The organism is Actinomadura sp. HBU206391 (assembly GCF_014323665.1).
Taxonomy (GTDB): Bacteria; Actinomycetota; Actinomycetes; order Streptosporangiales; family Streptosporangiaceae; genus Actinomadura_C.
Window position 1 is genome coordinate 1 of record NZ_JABVEB010000011.1, and the last position, 14,868, is coordinate 14,868.

At 70.0% G+C, this 14,868-nt stretch carries 15 protein-coding genes and 1 pseudogene; 14 read left to right on the plus strand and 2 right to left on the minus strand.

The features are described from left to right. The 6 genes and pseudogenes from HKK72_RS07085 to HKK72_RS07110 all read left to right on the plus strand — a co-directional run. Positions 1–653, plus strand: a pseudogene (locus HKK72_RS07085) (acetoin utilization protein AcuC); the annotation flags it as partial. A 202-nt stretch (positions 654–855) separates the two neighbouring features. Next, positions 856–1,647 carry a phosphatase gene (locus HKK72_RS07090; RefSeq protein WP_187233447.1) on the plus strand — a complete coding sequence of 264 codons (792 nt, stop codon included), beginning with the start codon at positions 856–858 and terminating at the stop codon, positions 1,645–1,647. Between the two features lie 108 nt (positions 1,648–1,755). Next, complete coding sequence (locus HKK72_RS07095; RefSeq protein ID WP_187233448.1) at positions 1,756–1,959, plus strand: helix-turn-helix domain-containing protein; 204 nt, start codon at positions 1,756–1,758, stop codon at positions 1,957–1,959. Between the two features lie 212 nt (positions 1,960–2,171). Further along, positions 2,172–2,270: a 30S ribosomal protein bS22 gene (locus HKK72_RS07100; protein WP_012854759.1), complete on the plus strand. Its 99-nt coding sequence runs from the start codon at positions 2,172–2,174 to the stop codon at positions 2,268–2,270. 47 nt (positions 2,271–2,317) lie between these two features. Continuing rightward, positions 2,318–3,367 carry an NAD-dependent epimerase/dehydratase family protein gene (locus HKK72_RS07105; protein WP_187233449.1) on the plus strand — a complete coding sequence of 350 codons (1,050 nt, stop codon included), beginning with the start codon at positions 2,318–2,320 and terminating at the stop codon, positions 3,365–3,367. Positions 3,368–3,435: 68 nt separating this feature from the next. Then, on the plus strand, positions 3,436–4,395 hold the full coding sequence (locus tag HKK72_RS07110; RefSeq protein ID WP_187233450.1) for a lysophospholipid acyltransferase family protein: 960 nt from the start codon (positions 3,436–3,438) through the stop codon (positions 4,393–4,395). A gap of 45 nt (positions 4,396–4,440) precedes the next feature. On the opposite strand, the gene HKK72_RS07115 is transcribed toward HKK72_RS07110, so the two are convergent. Together HKK72_RS07115 and HKK72_RS07120 are read right to left on the minus strand one after the other, a co-directional pair. Further along, positions 4,441–5,316, minus strand: coding sequence for an HAD family hydrolase (locus tag HKK72_RS07115; protein ID WP_187233451.1), 876 nt, complete (start codon positions 5,314–5,316; stop codon positions 4,441–4,443). Positions 5,317–5,497: 181 nt separating this feature from the next. Continuing rightward, entirely contained in the window at positions 5,498–6,157 is a 660-nt protein-coding gene (locus HKK72_RS07120) for a sigma-70 family RNA polymerase sigma factor (protein WP_187233452.1), read from the minus strand. Positions 6,158–6,387: 230 nt separating this feature from the next. Here HKK72_RS07120 and HKK72_RS07125 point away from each other — a divergent pair, with 230 nt between their 5' ends. From HKK72_RS07125 to HKK72_RS07160, 8 genes are all read left to right on the plus strand, one after another. Further along, positions 6,388–7,611: a putative quinol monooxygenase gene (locus HKK72_RS07125; protein WP_187233453.1), complete on the plus strand. Its 1,224-nt coding sequence runs from the start codon at positions 6,388–6,390 to the stop codon at positions 7,609–7,611. Next, positions 7,611–7,850, plus strand: a complete 240-nt coding sequence (locus HKK72_RS07130) for a glutaredoxin family protein (RefSeq protein ID WP_187233454.1) — start codon at positions 7,611–7,613, stop codon at positions 7,848–7,850. The genes HKK72_RS07125 and HKK72_RS07130 overlap by 1 nt, the downstream gene beginning before the upstream one ends. A 244-nt stretch (positions 7,851–8,094) precedes the next feature. Continuing rightward, positions 8,095–8,850 carry a redox-sensing transcriptional repressor Rex gene (locus HKK72_RS07135; RefSeq protein ID WP_315987123.1) on the plus strand — a complete coding sequence of 252 codons (756 nt, stop codon included), beginning with the start codon at positions 8,095–8,097 and terminating at the stop codon, positions 8,848–8,850. Then, the gene (locus HKK72_RS07140; RefSeq protein ID WP_187233456.1) at positions 8,847–10,178 is read left to right on the plus strand and encodes a glutamyl-tRNA reductase; all 1,332 of its coding nucleotides are present in this window, start codon (positions 8,847–8,849) and stop codon (positions 10,176–10,178) included. Before HKK72_RS07135 ends, HKK72_RS07140 begins: the two co-directional genes overlap by 4 nt. Continuing rightward, the gene (gene hemC / locus HKK72_RS07145; protein ID WP_187233457.1) at positions 10,175–11,098 is read left to right on the plus strand and encodes a hydroxymethylbilane synthase; all 924 of its coding nucleotides are present in this window, start codon (positions 10,175–10,177) and stop codon (positions 11,096–11,098) included. Before HKK72_RS07140 ends, hemC begins: the two co-directional genes overlap by 4 nt. Further along, positions 11,095–12,663 (plus strand): uroporphyrinogen-III synthase, encoded by a 1,569-nt coding sequence (locus tag HKK72_RS07150; RefSeq protein WP_222720443.1) that lies wholly within the window; start codon positions 11,095–11,097, stop codon positions 12,661–12,663. The genes hemC and HKK72_RS07150 overlap by 4 nt, the downstream gene beginning before the upstream one ends. A 55-nt stretch (positions 12,664–12,718) precedes the next feature. Then, positions 12,719–13,702, plus strand: a complete 984-nt coding sequence (hemB, locus tag HKK72_RS07155) for a porphobilinogen synthase (protein WP_187233458.1) — start codon at positions 12,719–12,721, stop codon at positions 13,700–13,702. Between the two features lie 144 nt (positions 13,703–13,846). Then, the gene (locus tag HKK72_RS07160; protein ID WP_187233459.1) at positions 13,847–14,806 is read left to right on the plus strand and encodes a hypothetical protein; all 960 of its coding nucleotides are present in this window, start codon (positions 13,847–13,849) and stop codon (positions 14,804–14,806) included. Positions 14,807–14,868 lie beyond the last annotated feature (62 nt).

Genomic DNA, 14,868 nt, shown 5'->3' on the forward strand with positions numbered 1-14,868 from the left:
TCGATGATCCGCGGGTCCTCACCATCAGCCTGCACGAGAGCCCTCGCACGCTCTTCCCCGGCACGGGTTTCCCGCACGAGACCGGCGCCGAGGGCACTGCGGTCAATGTGGCACTCCCGCCGGGCACGGGCGACGGCGGCTGGCTGAGGGCCTTCCACGCGGTCGTGCCGCCGCTGCTGCGGGCCTTCGAGCCCGAGATCCTGGTCACCCAGCACGGCTGCGACAGCCATGCGCTGGACCCGCTCGCCCACCTGTCCCTGACCGTCGACGGCCAGCGCATGGCCTACGAGGCGCTGCACGGCCTGGCGCACGAGGTCGCCGGCGGGCGATGGGTGCTCACCGGCGGCGGCGGATACGAGCTCGTCCACGTGGTGCCGCGGGCGTGGACGCACCTGCTCGCCGAGGCCGCAGGCCGGCCGATCGACCCGGCCACTCCGACACCGGACTCCTGGCGCGAGTTCGTACGGCGGCGCACGGGTCAGACCGCGCCCCGGCGGATGACCGACCGGCCCGCCGGTGAGGAGGCGACGGAGACGGAGATCAAGACCTGGGCCGACGGCTACGACCCCGCGAGCCCGCTCGACCAGGCCGTCCTGGCCACCAGGCGCGCCGTCTTCCCCGAACACGGCCTGGACCCCCTGACCGCACCCTAGATCCCCCGAATTCCCAAGATCGTCAGTGTCCGACCGTGAGGTCCGCCCAGGCGAATCCGGATGCACCTAACCGATGAGATATCTGCGAAGGGCGCCACGCTGTCTGGACTGAGGAGCGAGCGAGCGCGAGGAACGAGCGCTCGTGAGCGACGAGGGAAGACAGCGTGTCAAAGCGCCCTGAGCCGCCGAGCGGAGCGAGGCCATGAAAAGAGCACAACTACGGGATCATCTGGTCCGCACGATGATCGCGGGCGAGGTGGCGACGCCCCGGCAGAACAACCTTTCGCACTACCGCAAGATGAGCGATCGCAACCCCTACTACCTGTTCGGGCTGGAGCTCGAGAAGCCGTGGAGCTTCGACGAGGTGCTCGCGATGATGGCCGAGAGGTGCGGGGTCAACCCAGATCCCGCGCACTTCTACGGCGACGACACCATCGATCCGGAACTGACGATCGACGCGCTCGACAGGATGGCGGCGCGCTTCCGGCTGGCCGCCGAGCGCCGGGAGCGGGTCCTGCTGGCCACCGGTCATCCGACCGGCGTGCTGCCGATCTATCTCGCGGTGGGCCGCGCGCTGAGGGCCCATGGCTGTGAGGTCCTCACGCCCGCCGCAGGCTGGTCGTACGAGATCGACACGCCCGACGGGCGGCGGTCGCGGCATATCCGGTACGTCGAGGACGTGGCGATGCTGAGCAGCGCCGGAGCTCTCCATCACACCCACGACGCCGCGCCGATGGAGGCGATGTTGGCCGAGCTCGCAGCCGAATCGACGGATTGGCCGGATCTGGCCATGGCCGACCACGGGTGGGCCGGAGCGGCCGGACAGGCCGGGATCGACACCGTTGGATTCGCGGACTGTAACGATCCGGCCCTGTTCGCAGGGGAGGCGGAAGGGAAAATTGCCGTCGTTGTGCCCCTGGACGACAACGTGCCGCCCCAGCACTACAGCGTGCTGTCTGCTTACCTTCTGGCCCGCTCTGAACTGATTGCCTGAACTCCCCTCTTGCGACTCGCGATACACGATTTACGCTGGAGGAAGTACACGTGCGTGATCAAAGTCACCCAAGAGCTGGTGTGCAGCACGTGTGGAAGAGGGCGTCCGATGAGCTCAGGCGAGCGACCTCTCAGTGAGGTCAGGTTCCTGACTGTGGCCGAAGTGGCGGCGGTGATGCGGGTGTCCAAGATGACCGTTTACCGCCTGGTGCACTCTGGTGAGCTGCCCGCCATCCGTGTGGGTCGCTCATTCCGGGTCCCCGAACAGGCTGTCCACGACTACCTGCGCGACGCGTACATCGAAGCCGGATAACCGGGCGTCGCCGGGATCGCTGTGGTCGGTTCGACCACGGGCGGTCGACGACGTGCTCGGTCGCCGGCCGCGCAGCCGGCGGCAGGGGGCTGACAAGGCCGGCGGCCTACGGGCCGCCGGTCCAGCGGTACTCTTGGTCTTTGAGCTGCCCACCCACAGGGGTGAGGTCGGCCAATCCGGTACTTACCACCCCGTACGTCGAGTGAGGTTTCGTGGGTTCTGTCATCAAGAAGCGTCGCAAGCGGATGGCCAAGAAGAAGCACCGTAAGCTGCTGAAGAAGACGCGCGTGCAGCGTCGTAACAAGAAGTAAACGGATCGGCCAAGCAGTTGTAAGGGGTGGGGCGCACGATCTCTGCCATGGGCGCCTCCGACGCGGGGTCGGGGCGACACGTCTCCGGCTCGACGGCGCGTGTCGTCCTGGTGACTGGTGTGTCCCGGTTTCTGGGAGCCCGGGTCGCCAACGCGCTCCAGGCGGATCCCGCCATCGAGCGCGTGATCGGCGTGGACACGGTCCCACCCACGACGCCTCTTGGCCGCACCGAATTCGTACGCGTCGACATACGCACACCGAGCATCGCCAAAGTCATCTCCTCGGCCGATGTGGACACCGTCGTCCATCTCAACCTGGTGACCGCACCGGCCGGTCCGCGGCCGAAGATGAAGGAACTCAACGTCATCGGCACCATGCAGCTGCTGGCGGCATGCCAGCGGTCGCCGGACATGCGCAAGCTCGTGGTGCGCTCGTCGGCCGCGGTGTACGGCGCGTCGCCGCGCGATCATGCGGTCTTCACCGAGGCGGACGAACCGGTGGAGGCGCCGTCCTCCGGCTATGCCAAGGACGCGGTCGAGGTCGAGGGCTACGTGCGCGGCTTGCAGCGGCGCCGCTCGGACCTGACGGTCTCGGTGCTGCGCTTCGCCAACTTCCTCGGGCCGGGGGTCGACTCCCCGCTGACCCGGTATCTCCGCATGCCGGTCGTACCGACCGTGCTGGGCTTCGATCCGCGGCTGCAGTTCGTCCACGAGGACGACGGCATCGAGGTGCTGCGGCGGATGATCGTCGAGGACCACCCGGGCACGTACAACGTCGCCGGTGACGGCGTGCTCCTCCTCTCCCAGGCTCTCCGCCGGGCCGGCCGGACGAGCCTGCCGATGCCCGCGTCCACGCTCGCCGCACTCGGTGACGCGGGCCGGCGATTCGCCGGTCTTTCTGGATTCTCTCCCGAATTGCTCCGCTGGCTGACGTACGGCCGGGTGGTCGACACGGCCACGTTGGTCAGGGAACTCGCGTGGCGGCCGAAGTACGGTTCAGAGGCGGCGTTCGCAGAGTTCGCGCAGGCCAGGGGGCTTACCTCGCGGATTCCGCTCGAGCTGTTCGACCGGTTGACCGGTGGGCTGGGCTCGCGATGAGCGGCCGGGACGTCGTCGGCCCCGGCGGTCGCCGAACCCGCCGAGGAGCGACAGATACGGGAGGCACGATGAACGCGGAGGGTTCATTCGCTTCGGCAGACCTCGACAAGGGCGCGGACGTCATCCCCATCGGCGCGGGCCGGCACCTCGTGGAGCCCGAGCCCGAGCCTGATCCCGAGCCGGCGCCGGAGCCCAACGACCTGGAGCGCAAGATCGCCTCGGGGCTGGCCTTCCTGCGCCGCCGGCTGTCCGGCGAGTACGAGGTCGACGAGTTCGGCTTCGACCCCGAGTTCAACAGCGCCTTCGTGCTGCCGTTCGCCCGGGCGCTGTACGAGCACTGGTTCCGGGTGGAGGTGCACGGCCTCGAGAACGTGCCCGCCGACGGTGGCGCGCTCATCGTCGCCAACCACTCGGGCACGCTGCCTCTCGACGGCCTCATGCTCCAGGTGGGCGTGCACGACAAGGTCGGCCGCGATCTGCGGCTGCTGGGCGCGGACCTGATCTACCAGGTCCCGATGCTCGGCCACCTGTCCCGCAAGAGCGGCCACACCCTCGCCTGCCAGGCCGACGCCGCCAGGTTGCTGGACAAGGGCGAACTGGTCGGGGTCTTCCCCGAGGGCTTCAAGGGCGTCGGAAAACCCTTCAACGACCGCTACAAGCTCCAGCGCTTCGGCCGGGGCGGCTTCGTGGGCACCGCGCTGAGGACCAGGACCCCCGTCATCCCGTGTGCGATCGTGGGAGCCGAGGAGATCTATCCCAAGATCGCCGACCTGCGCCCGCTCGCCCGGCTCCTCGGCTTTCCGTACTTCCCGATCACGCCGACGTTCCCTCTGTTCGGCCTGTTCGGGCTCATCCCGCTGCCGTCGAAGTGGATCATCCAGTTCGGCGAGCCGGTCCCGATGGGCGACTACGACGCGGCCGCCGCCGACGACCCCATCACGCTGTTCGACCTCACCGACCACGTCCGCGAGGTCATCCAGCAGATGCTGTACGACGCCCTTCTCAAGCGGGGCCCCGCGTTCTTCTAGCCGGGTTGTCCTGCCTCGCTTCGCTCGGCCTCTCGCGGAGGCGGGTCAGAGGCCGCGGTAGTGCCTGCGCAGGGCGATGCCCGCGGCGACGCCGCCGGCGAGGGCACCCGCACCCGCGGCGGCCGGCAGCGCCACCATGGTGACCTTGCGGCCGGTGCGGAAGTCGTGGATCGGCCAGCCCTGAGTCTTGGCGTGATCGCGCAGGTCGGAGTCGGGGTTGACGGCTCGGGGCAGGCCCACGGCGGACAGCATGGGCAGATCGTTGATGGAGTCGCTGTAGGCCGCGCAGCGCAGCAGGTCGAGCCCCTCGCGCTCGGCGAGCGCCTGCACCGCCGCCGCCTTGGCCGGGCCGTGCAGCAGGTTGCCGACGAGGCGGCCGGTGTAGACGCCGTCCTCGGTCTCCGCCACCGTGCCGAGCGCCCCGGTGAGGCCGAGCCGGTGAGCGATGACCCGGGCGAGCTCGACCGGGGTGGCGGTGACGAGCCAGACCTGCTGGCCGGCGTCGAGGTGCTGCAGGGCGAGCGCGCGGGTGCCGTGCCAGACCCGGTCGGCGAGCATCTCGTCGTAGATCTCTTCGCAGAGCCGGGTGAGGTCGCTGACCTTCTGTCCGGCGACGAATGCCAGCGCGGCCTCGCGCGCGGTGCTGATGTGCTCGGCGTTCTCGGATCCGCGGATGCGGAAGGCGGCCTGCCCCCAGGCGAACATGGCGAGATCCCGCACCGTGAACAGTTTGCGGGACGCCAGACCCCGGGCGAAGTAGTAGATCGACGCGCCGCGCATCATCGTGTTGTCGACGTCGAAGAACGCGGCGGCGGCCGGATCGGCCACCGGGCGGATCTGGTCGGGTTCCGCCGCGGCCGCGGCGGCGGCGCCCGCTCGCACGGGATCCCCGTCGTCACGCCATCGCCAGATTCGCCGCATGGACATGAGCATGAGCAGAGCCTAATCACCCCCCGCCCCGGATCGGTCATCGGCTTGGAAATGTGACGGTACCCAGCCGGGCCGTGCTCGGCCAAGCAGCGGCGCGGCACGGCCGGGCACGGGTGCCCCGCGGTCGGGCACGGTGCCGGACGGCCGGGCCCGGCCACGCCTGGGCACGGCGCTAGCCGCGCAGGTCCTGAGGGAGCATCCTTGCGAGCGACCGCATGGCGCGGTGCTGCAGCGCCTTCACCGCACCGGACTTCTTTCGCATGATCTCCGCCGTCTCGGCGACCGACAGGCCGTACAGGAAGCGCAGGACGACGCACTGGCGCTGCTCGGTGCCGAGCAGGCGGATCGCGGCCAGCAGCGTGCGGCTGGTCATCTGATCCAGGATGACCCGTTCCGGGCTCTCCTCGTGCCCGCCGACGTCGGGCAGTTCGGCGGTGCAGATCTCGAAGCGGTAGCGGCTGGACTTGAAGTGGTCGGCGACCAGGTTGCGGGCGATCGTCACGAGCCACGCGCCGAAGTCGCGGCCCTGCCAGTTGAAGTCGCCGATCCGGCGCAGCGCGCGAAGGAAGGTGTCGCTGGTGAGGTCCTCGGCCAGCGCGTGGATGCCCACCCGGCCGTAGACGTACCGGTAGACCTGGCCGAAGTAGTGGTCGTACAGCGCTCCGAACGCCTCTGTCTCACCGTCGCGGGCGCGCAGCACGAGGTTCTTGATCTCTTCCGTGGCATGGCGTGGGGCGGCGCTGCGCGCGCCCCACGGTCGCATGAACGCGCCGACCCGCGGGCCCCGCCAGGCGATCAAAGAGACCTGGGAGTCGAGGGCCGGGCTGCCCATGCGGTCCTCCTCGGGTCTCCTCGGGACCGGCCACTGTGAGGGATGGGCGCGACCTCTGGCGTGGTACGCAATGCTAGATACCGGTGAGTAGTGTGGCAATGGCCTCGTCTTGGTAAATCTTCGTACGTACGCCCATCACCTTCGTACGTCTGCCGGTGAGTCGGAGGTCGTGGCCTCAATACCGGGCACGGTTACACGTACCCGGCATCTTTCGGGCACCATGGGGCGCGATGCTCAACGTCGTCTTCGCGCTCGTGGCAACCGTCGCCGCATTAATAGGCACCGGGTTGCTGGTTTCGCGCACCTACAATCAGCGGCTGCCGTACATGGTGGCCTGGTCCTTGACCCTGTTCGGACTCTGCGTCGCCCTCGGCGCGATGACGATCGGGTTCCTCGCCGGCTTCGGGCCCACGCTTCTGCGGGCGATCGAGCTGGGCGGTGCGCTCATCGCGCCGGTCTGGCTCGTGCTCGGCGTCGTCGAGCTGATCGCCTACCACGTGCAGGTGCGGTTCGCCGCGTGGCTGTTCGCGGTGTCGTACTCGATCGTGGCATCGGTCATCGTGCTGTTCGACCCGATCGAGGGGAAGTTCAGCAAGTCGCTGCCCAAGCCCGACGACTACTACGCCTGGCTGCCGCTCACGCTGATCAGCCTGGCCCACATGGTCGTGGTCATCGCGCTCGTCGCGTGCGCCCTGGTCACCGCCATGCGGGCGACCCGCAAGGCCGACCCGGAGGCGTACGCCGTACTGGTGCCGGTCGCGCTGGTCACGCTCGCGGGCGTGCTCGTCGTCAGCGGCACCCGGGGACTGCTCCCCGGGGTCCTGGCGGTGCTCGCGCTCGGAGGCGCGGCGGGATTGATCTGGTTCGGCGCCGTCCGCACCTTTCCAGCGAATGAGGAGGTGGACGACGTCGAGAACGAGATGTACACCGGTTACGCGGAGGAGCAGCCGCGCCACTCCGGGCGACGGGCCGATCGGGCCGACCGGATGGATCGGGTCGAGCGGCCGGTCATGGCCGCTCCGACCATGGCGCCCGCGGAGCCGATGAACATGCCGCACGGTGCGCCCACCGGCATGGGCTATCGCACCGCCGAAGCCATGCCGCCGCAGCCGCCGCCCCCGTTGTACGGGCAGATCACCGTCTACACGCTCCTGGACGGCAGGGAGGCGGCCTTCGACCGGCTCGCCGCCGACGCCGTACGCGCCGCGCGTGACGCCGAGCCGGACACGCTGATGTACATCTGCCACGAGGTGGTGAACTCGCCGACGCAGCGGATCTTCTATCAGTTGTTCCGCGACCACACGGCCTTCCAGGAGCACCAGCACCTGCCGCAGGTGAAGCGGTTCGCGGCCGAGAGCCGTACGCATGTGCTCGCCACGAACGTGGTGGAGCTCAAGCTCAACGGTGCCAAGGTGCTCCCGCTGCCGTCGCTGACCACTCCGGATCACCTCTGATGAGCCATCTGATCACCCTGCTCGGCAAGCCCGGGTGTCATCTGTGCGATGACGCCCGGGAGGTGATCGCCCGGGTCGCCGCGGACGTCGGGGCGGCCTGGGAGGAACGCGACATCACCCTGTCCGAGGAGGACACCCGGCTCTACTGGGACCAGATCCCGGTCACCCTCATCGACGGCGTCCAGCACGACTTCTGGCGGGTCGACGAGCGACGTCTGCGGGCCGCTCTCCAGGGCTGAATATGTATCGTGCGTCACACCGGGGCGTATTGCTTGCGCCTCCTCCCGTGTTCCCTTAAAGCGAGATTTCCCCGATGGCCTGGGGGATCGGCGGCCCGGCTCGGGGCTCGATGGCGCGGCGACCACGCTGGGCGACTTTGTGCGCGTGTTCACAAAGGCTTAACCTTGGAGAAAGTCCAAGAGCGGCCGGGCCGGTGGGCTTCCGATGTGCCGGTCCGCGTCGAGCCCCCCGAAGAAGCAGGCCGTGACCCCACGACAGATCCGTACCCGTGAACGCGCCGAGCGAGGCATCCCGGAGGCCACCGTGGCCCGGTTGCCCGTCTACTTGCGCGCCCTCCACAGCCTGCAGGACCGGGGCATCGCCACAGTCTCGTCGGAGGAGCTCGCCGCCGCCGCGGGTGTGAACTCCGCGAAGCTCCGCAAGGATCTCTCCCACCTCGGCTCGTACGGCACCAGGGGTGTCGGCTACGAGGTCGAGTACCTCGTCTACCAGATCTCCCGTGAACTGGGCCTCACCCAGGATTGGGTCGTCGCCATCATCGGAGTCGGTAACCTGGGCCGCGCGCTGGCCGGCTATGGCGGGTTCGCCTCCCGGGGTTTTCGGGTCGCGGGGCTGCTCGACGCCGACGCGGAGGTCGTCGGGGCCCACATCTGCGGGCTCACGGTCGAGCACATCGACGAACTGGAGACGGTGATCATGGACCGGGGTGTGTCCATCGCCGTGATCGCCACGCCGGCAGGCGCGGCTCAGGTGGTGTGCGACCGGGTGGTGGCGGCCGGAGTGACGAGCGTGCTCAACTTCGCACCCGTCGTTCTGTCGGTTCCAGACGGCGTCGATGTGCGTAAGGTCGACTTGTCCATTGAACTCCAGATTCTTGCGTTCCACGAGCAGCGGAAGGCCGGCGGGCCGATGGGTGAACATGCGCAGCCCGAGTACGAGGCGTTCAAGGGAGACGGACCTCCCGACGGCGCCCAGTACAAAGAGGCGGTAGACGCGTGAGCATGTTGGTGGTCGGGCTGAGCCACCGGAGCGCCCCGGTGGCCGTACTGGAACGTGCCGCGGTGACCGGCGACGATCTGGTCAAGCTGCTGCACGAGGTGCATCAGTCCGCGAACGTTGCCGAGGCGATGATCGTCTCGACGTGCAACCGCGTGGAGGTCTACGCCGAGGTCGACAAGTTCCACGGTGGTGTCTCCGCGGTCTCCGAGCTGCTCTCCCGCTACTCCGCGGTGCCGCTGGACGATCTTTCCCGGCACCTGTACGTGCATTACGAGGACCGGGCCGTCCAGCATGTGTTCGCGGTCGCCTGCGGGCTCGAGTCGATGGTCATCGGCGAGGGACAGATCCTCGGCCAGATCCGCCAGGCGTTCCGGCTCGCGCAGACCGAGGACACCGTCGGGCGCGTTCTGCATGAGGTGATCCAGCACGCCCTGCGGGTCGGCAAGCGGGCGCACACGCAGACCGGCATCGACAAGGCCGGGGCGTCGCTGGTGAGCGTGGGCCTCGACGACGCTGCCGAGCACCTCGGGCCGCTCGCGGGCAAGCGGGCGCTGGTCGTCGGCGCCGGCTCCATGAGCGCTCTCGCCGTCGCCACCCTCGGCCGCGCGGGCGTGGCCGAGATCGTGGTCGCCAACCGCACACAGGCGCGCGCGGCGCGGCTGGCCGAGGCCGCCGAGGTGCCCGCCCGGCCGATCGAGCTGACCGCCCTCGCCGACGCGCTGGCGGACGCCGACCTGATCGTCTCTTGTACGGGGGCCACCGGGCTGGTGATCACCGCCGACGTGCTCGAGGGGCGGCCCGCGGCGGGGCGCAGGTTCTTCCTCGATCTCGCGCTGCCGCACGACGTCGATCCGGCCGTACGCGAACTGCCCGGCGTGGCCCTGGCCGGCCTGGACGAGCTGCGCAGGTCCGCCGAGGCCCGTGGGGCGATCGGCCCCGAGGCCGTCGAGGCGGTGCGCCGGATCGTGGCCGACGAGGTCGCGGCCTTCCTCGGCGCCGCCAGGGCCGCCGCGGTCGCGCCCACCGTGGTCGCGCTCCGCAGCAAGGCCGCCCAGGTCGTCGAGGCCGAGATGGCCAGGCTGACCGGCCGGCTGCCCGAACTCGACGACAAGGTCCACGGCGAGATCGCCCAGACCGTGCGGCGAGTGGTGGACAAGCTCCTGCACGCGCCGACCGTACGGGTCAAGGAGTTCGCGGCCGCGGCCGGCGGTGATGCCTACGCCACCGCGCTCCGGGAACTCTTCGATCTCGACCCGAAGGCGCCGGAGGCCGTGACCCGCCCGGACCTCGACGCGTCCGCCGACCAGAGTGAGGTGAGCCGGCCATGAGCGCTCCGTTGCGGCTCGGGACGCGCAAGAGCCTCATGGCGATGACGCAGTCGCAGCAGGTCGCGGACATGCTGACCCGGCGTACCGGGCATGCGGTCGAACTCGCCGGGGTAACGACCGAAGGTGACGTCTCCAAGGCGCTGCTCGCGCAGATCGGCGGCACCGGGGTCTTCGTCAGCGGTTTGCGAGACCGGCTCCTTTCCGGCGAGGTGGACTTCGCGGTGCATTCGCTGAAGGACCTCCCCACGGCCCCGCCCGAGGGCATCGCGCTCGCCGCGATCCCGCCGCGCGACGACCCGCGAGACTGCCTCTGCGGGGTGCCCGGCTTCACGGCCAAGCTCGCCGATCTGCCGAAGGCGGCCCGGATCGGCACCGGTTCGCCGCGCCGCATGGCCCAGCTCCGGGCGCTGCGCGGCGATCTCGACGTGGTGGCGATCCGCGGCAACGCCGACACCCGGCTGCGCAAGGTCGAGGACGGCGAACTCGACGCCGTGGTGCTGGCCTACGCGGGCCTGGGCCGGATCGGCCGGATCGAGTCCGTGGCCGAGGTCCTGGACCCCGACCGGATGCTGCCGGCCCCCGGCCAGGGAGCCCTGGCGATCGAATGCAGGGCCGACCGGGAGGATCTCGTCGCCCTGCTCGGCACGCTCGACGATCTTGAGACCCGCGCCGCCGTCACCGCCGAGCGCGCCGTGCTGGCGGCACTCGAGGCGGGTTGCTCAGCGCCCGTGGGCGCATACGCTGCAGAGACAGATGAAAAGCTCTATCTGACCGCCGCCGTCATCGGGTTCGACGGCAGCCGCCAGGTAAGGCTGTCCGCAAGCGGCCACCCATCCGAGGCAGAGCGATTGGGCCGCGATCTCGCGGCTCGCCTGTTCGCCGAGGGGGCCGACCAGTTGATGGGGGAGCACGCACATTGAGCCCCGCTCGCAAGAATCCCGCAGGGACCGTCGCCTTCATCGGCACCGGGCCGGGAGACCCCGGTCTGCTGACCCTGCGGGCCGCAACGCTGCTCGGCCGCGCCGACACCGTTGTCGCGAACCTCACGGGCCTGGACGAGGAGTTCCTCTCGCACTGCCGGGCCGACGCCGAGATCCTCGACACCGCCGACGCGGACCCGATCAAGCTCGTGGTCAAGGCCGCGACCGCCGGCCGGGACGTCGTCCGGCTGTTCCAGGGTGATCCCGGCACGGCCTGCAACCTCGCCAAGGAGGGCGCCTCGTGCGCCGGGGCGGGTATCGCCTTCGAGGTCGTCCCGGGCATCTCGGCCGTCACGGCCGTCCCCGGATACGCCGGGATCCCGCTGACCGACCACAAGGTCCGCGAAGTCCGGATCATCGACGCCGCCGGCGGCGGAGTCGACTGGGAGTCGTTCGCGGCGCCCGACGTGACGCTGGTGATCCTCGGTGCCGAAGGGGCGGTCAGCGACGTCGCCAAGGGCCTGATCGCCGCCGGCCGTCCCGAGACCACGCCGGCCGCGATGACCAGCCTGGGCACCACGACCGAGCAGGAGACCGTGGTGTCGACCCTGCAGCGGCTCGCGCCCGACACCAAGGGCATGGAGTCGCCCGCGCTGATCATCGTCGGCGACGTCGTGAGCTGGCGGGACAAGCTCTCCTGGTTCGAGACCAAGGCGCTGTTCGGCTGGCGGATCCTGGTGCCCCGCACCAAGGAGCAGGCCGCGACCCTGTCCGACCAGCTGCGGTCCTACGGCGCCGTGCCCGAGGAGGTCCCCACCATCTCGGTGGAGCCGCCGCGCACCCCGCAGCAACTCGACCGTGCGATCAAGGGCCTGGTCACCGGGCGGTACGAGTGGGTGGTGTTCACCTCCACCAACGCGGTTCGCGCGGTACGGGAGAAGTTCACCGAGTACGGCCTCGACGCGCGCGCCTTCGCCGGGCTCAAGGTCGCGGCGGTCGGCGAGCAGACCGCGGCGGCGCTGGTGGAGTTCGGCGTCCATCCGGACCTGCTGCCCGCCGAGCAGCAGTCCGGTGACGGCCTGCTGGAGGTGTGGCCGCCCTACGATCCGGACCTGGATCCGATCAACCGGGTGCTGCTGCCGCGCGCCGACATCGCCACCGACGCGCTCATCGCCGGGCTCACCGAGCTGGGCTGGGAGTGCGACGACGTGACGGCCTACCGCACCGTACGGGCTGCGCCGCCGCCCGCGCCGATCCGCGAGGCGATCAAGGGCGGTGGCTTCGACGCGGTGATCTTCACGTCGAGCTCGACGGTCCGCAACCTCATCGGCATCGCGGGCAAGCCGCACAACGTCACCGTCATCGCCGTGATCGGCCCGCAGACCGCCAAGACCGCGGAGGAGTACGGCCTGAGGGTCGACGTCATGGCCGACAAACCGTCCGTACCGGCCCTCGCCGAGGCGCTGGCGGAGTACGGTGCCAGGCGGAGGGCCGCCCAGGTCGAGGCCGGTGAGCCGCTCCGCAAGCCGAGCCAGATGCGCCGCGGCGCCCGTCGTCGCAAATAGGTCGTCGCAAATAACCTGACGTAGTACCAGAATCCGTCGAGAAGGGTCCAGCACGATGTCTGCGCAGTTCCCCGTTGCGCGGCCGCGACGGCTGCGCCGTACGCCCGCCATGCGCCGGCTGGTGGCCGAGACGCGGCTCCATCCGGCCGATCTGGTGCTCCCCATGTTCGTCAAGGAGGGCATCACCGAGCCGCAGCCGATCACGTCGATGCCGGGCGTCGTGCAGCACACCCGCGACAGCCTGCGCAAGGCCGCGCACGAGGCGGTCGAGGCCGGCGTCGGCGGGCTCATCCTGTTCGGCATCCCGGCCGTCAAGGACGGCCGTGGTTCCGGTGCCGACGACCCGGCCGGCATCGTGCAGAAGGCGCTGCGCGACCTCTCCGGCGACCTCGGCGACAGCACCGTGATCATGTCGGACCTCTGCCTGGACGAGTTCACCGACCACGGGCACTGCGGCATCCTCACCCCCTCGGGCGAGGTGGACAACGACGCGACGCTGGAGCGTTACGCCTCCATCGCGGTGGCCCAGGCCGCCGCCGGAGCCGGCGTGGTGGCGCCCAGCGGCATGATGGACGGCCAGGTGCGGGCCATCCGCACCGCGCTCGACGACGCGGGGTACGGCGAGGTGGCGATCATGGCGTACGCCGTGAAGTACGCCTCGGCGTTCTACGGCCCGTTCCGCGAGGCCGCCGAGTGCGCCCCGCAGTTCGGGGACCGCTCCGCCTACCAGCAGGATCCGCCGAACGCCGACGAGTCGCTGCGCGAGGTGTTCCTCGACCTCGACGAGGGTGCGGACATGGTGATGGTCAAGCCCGCGCTGCCCTACCTCGACATCGTGCGCAGGGTCCGCGACGCCGTCGACGTGCCGGTCGCGGCCTACCACGTGAGCGGTGAGTACGCCATGGTCGAGGCCGCCGCCGCCAACGGCTGGGTGGACCGGGAGCGCACCATCATGGAGGCGCTGACCGGCGTCCGGCGGGCCGGCGCCGACATCGTGCTCACCTACTGGGCGGCGGAGGTCGCGGCCCGCCTCGCCTGATCCCGTTCGCATTGATCAAGGACGGCCAGGGTTTCCGTCCGGAGTTGGTCATGTCCCCGGTGTCGCTACGTCCGCGTGCGGCCCGGCACTACCGAGAATTCGAAGTGCCGGCACGCGCGTGGGGCGATACGGGAGGGACCCGCTGTGAGGCTCAGGTCGTATTTCGGTGCCATCGGCGCGCTCGTCATCGCGGCGGGCTGCTCATCGCACAGCACGCCGGGCAGCGGGCAGCCGGTGCTCTCGAGCACTCCGACGCCCACGGCCTACGGCATGGTCGGGTCCCCGCTGGAGCCGTACATGCTGAGCAACGAGCAGGAGCAGACGCTGCTCAAGGCCCAGGATCTGCTCGCCCGCGAGTGCCTGCGCCGTTTCGGGGTCTCGACCACGCGGCCGGTGCTCCCGCTCGTGGGCATGAACGGCGCGATCCGTGAGCGCAACAAGCGCACCTTCGTGGAGCTCGAGGACGCGCGGCGGTTCGGTTACCACCGGTCCGCGGCGTTCCCGCAGGCCGGCAGGCTGCCGGAGCAGGCCAGGCGCAGGCCCGAGCTGCCGGCCGGCGCCGAAATCCTGATCAACGGCTGGCGCCAGCAGAACGGATCCACGGCGCAGACCTTTCAGGGCAGGCAGGTCCCGGAGTACGGCTGCCGGGGCGAGGCGAAGGCCAAGCTGACCCACGGGCTGTCGCTGCCCGAACAGGTGAAGACGGCCGACTCGGCGGGTGTGCGCGGCTCGCAGAGCCTGGTCGCGGGTCTGCGCAGACAGGCGATCGACCAGTTGCTTAAAGACGATCGCTACCACGACGTCATCAAGCGCTGGAGCGCCTGCATGAAGCAGTCGGGGCACGCCTACGCCAATCCCGGCGCCGCGATGCGCGACAAGCGGTGGAAGACCCCCGAGCCCACCAGGGCCGAGATCGACACCGCGGTGGCCGACACCACCTGCCGGCTGAAGCTGAACTATCTCGGGATCATCGGCGCGCTGCGGACCGCCTACGAGCAGCGGCAGGTGGATCGCAACCGGCCGGTGCTGCAGAGCGTCCGGACCTATCTCGACCGGGTGCTCGGCAACGCGGACAAGGCGCTCCACGGCCAGTTGCCGGAGTGAGGGGCGGGTCCGCCACTTCCGTGGCCGAGGTGATTTTCTCACCGGAAGTCATGGACACCTAG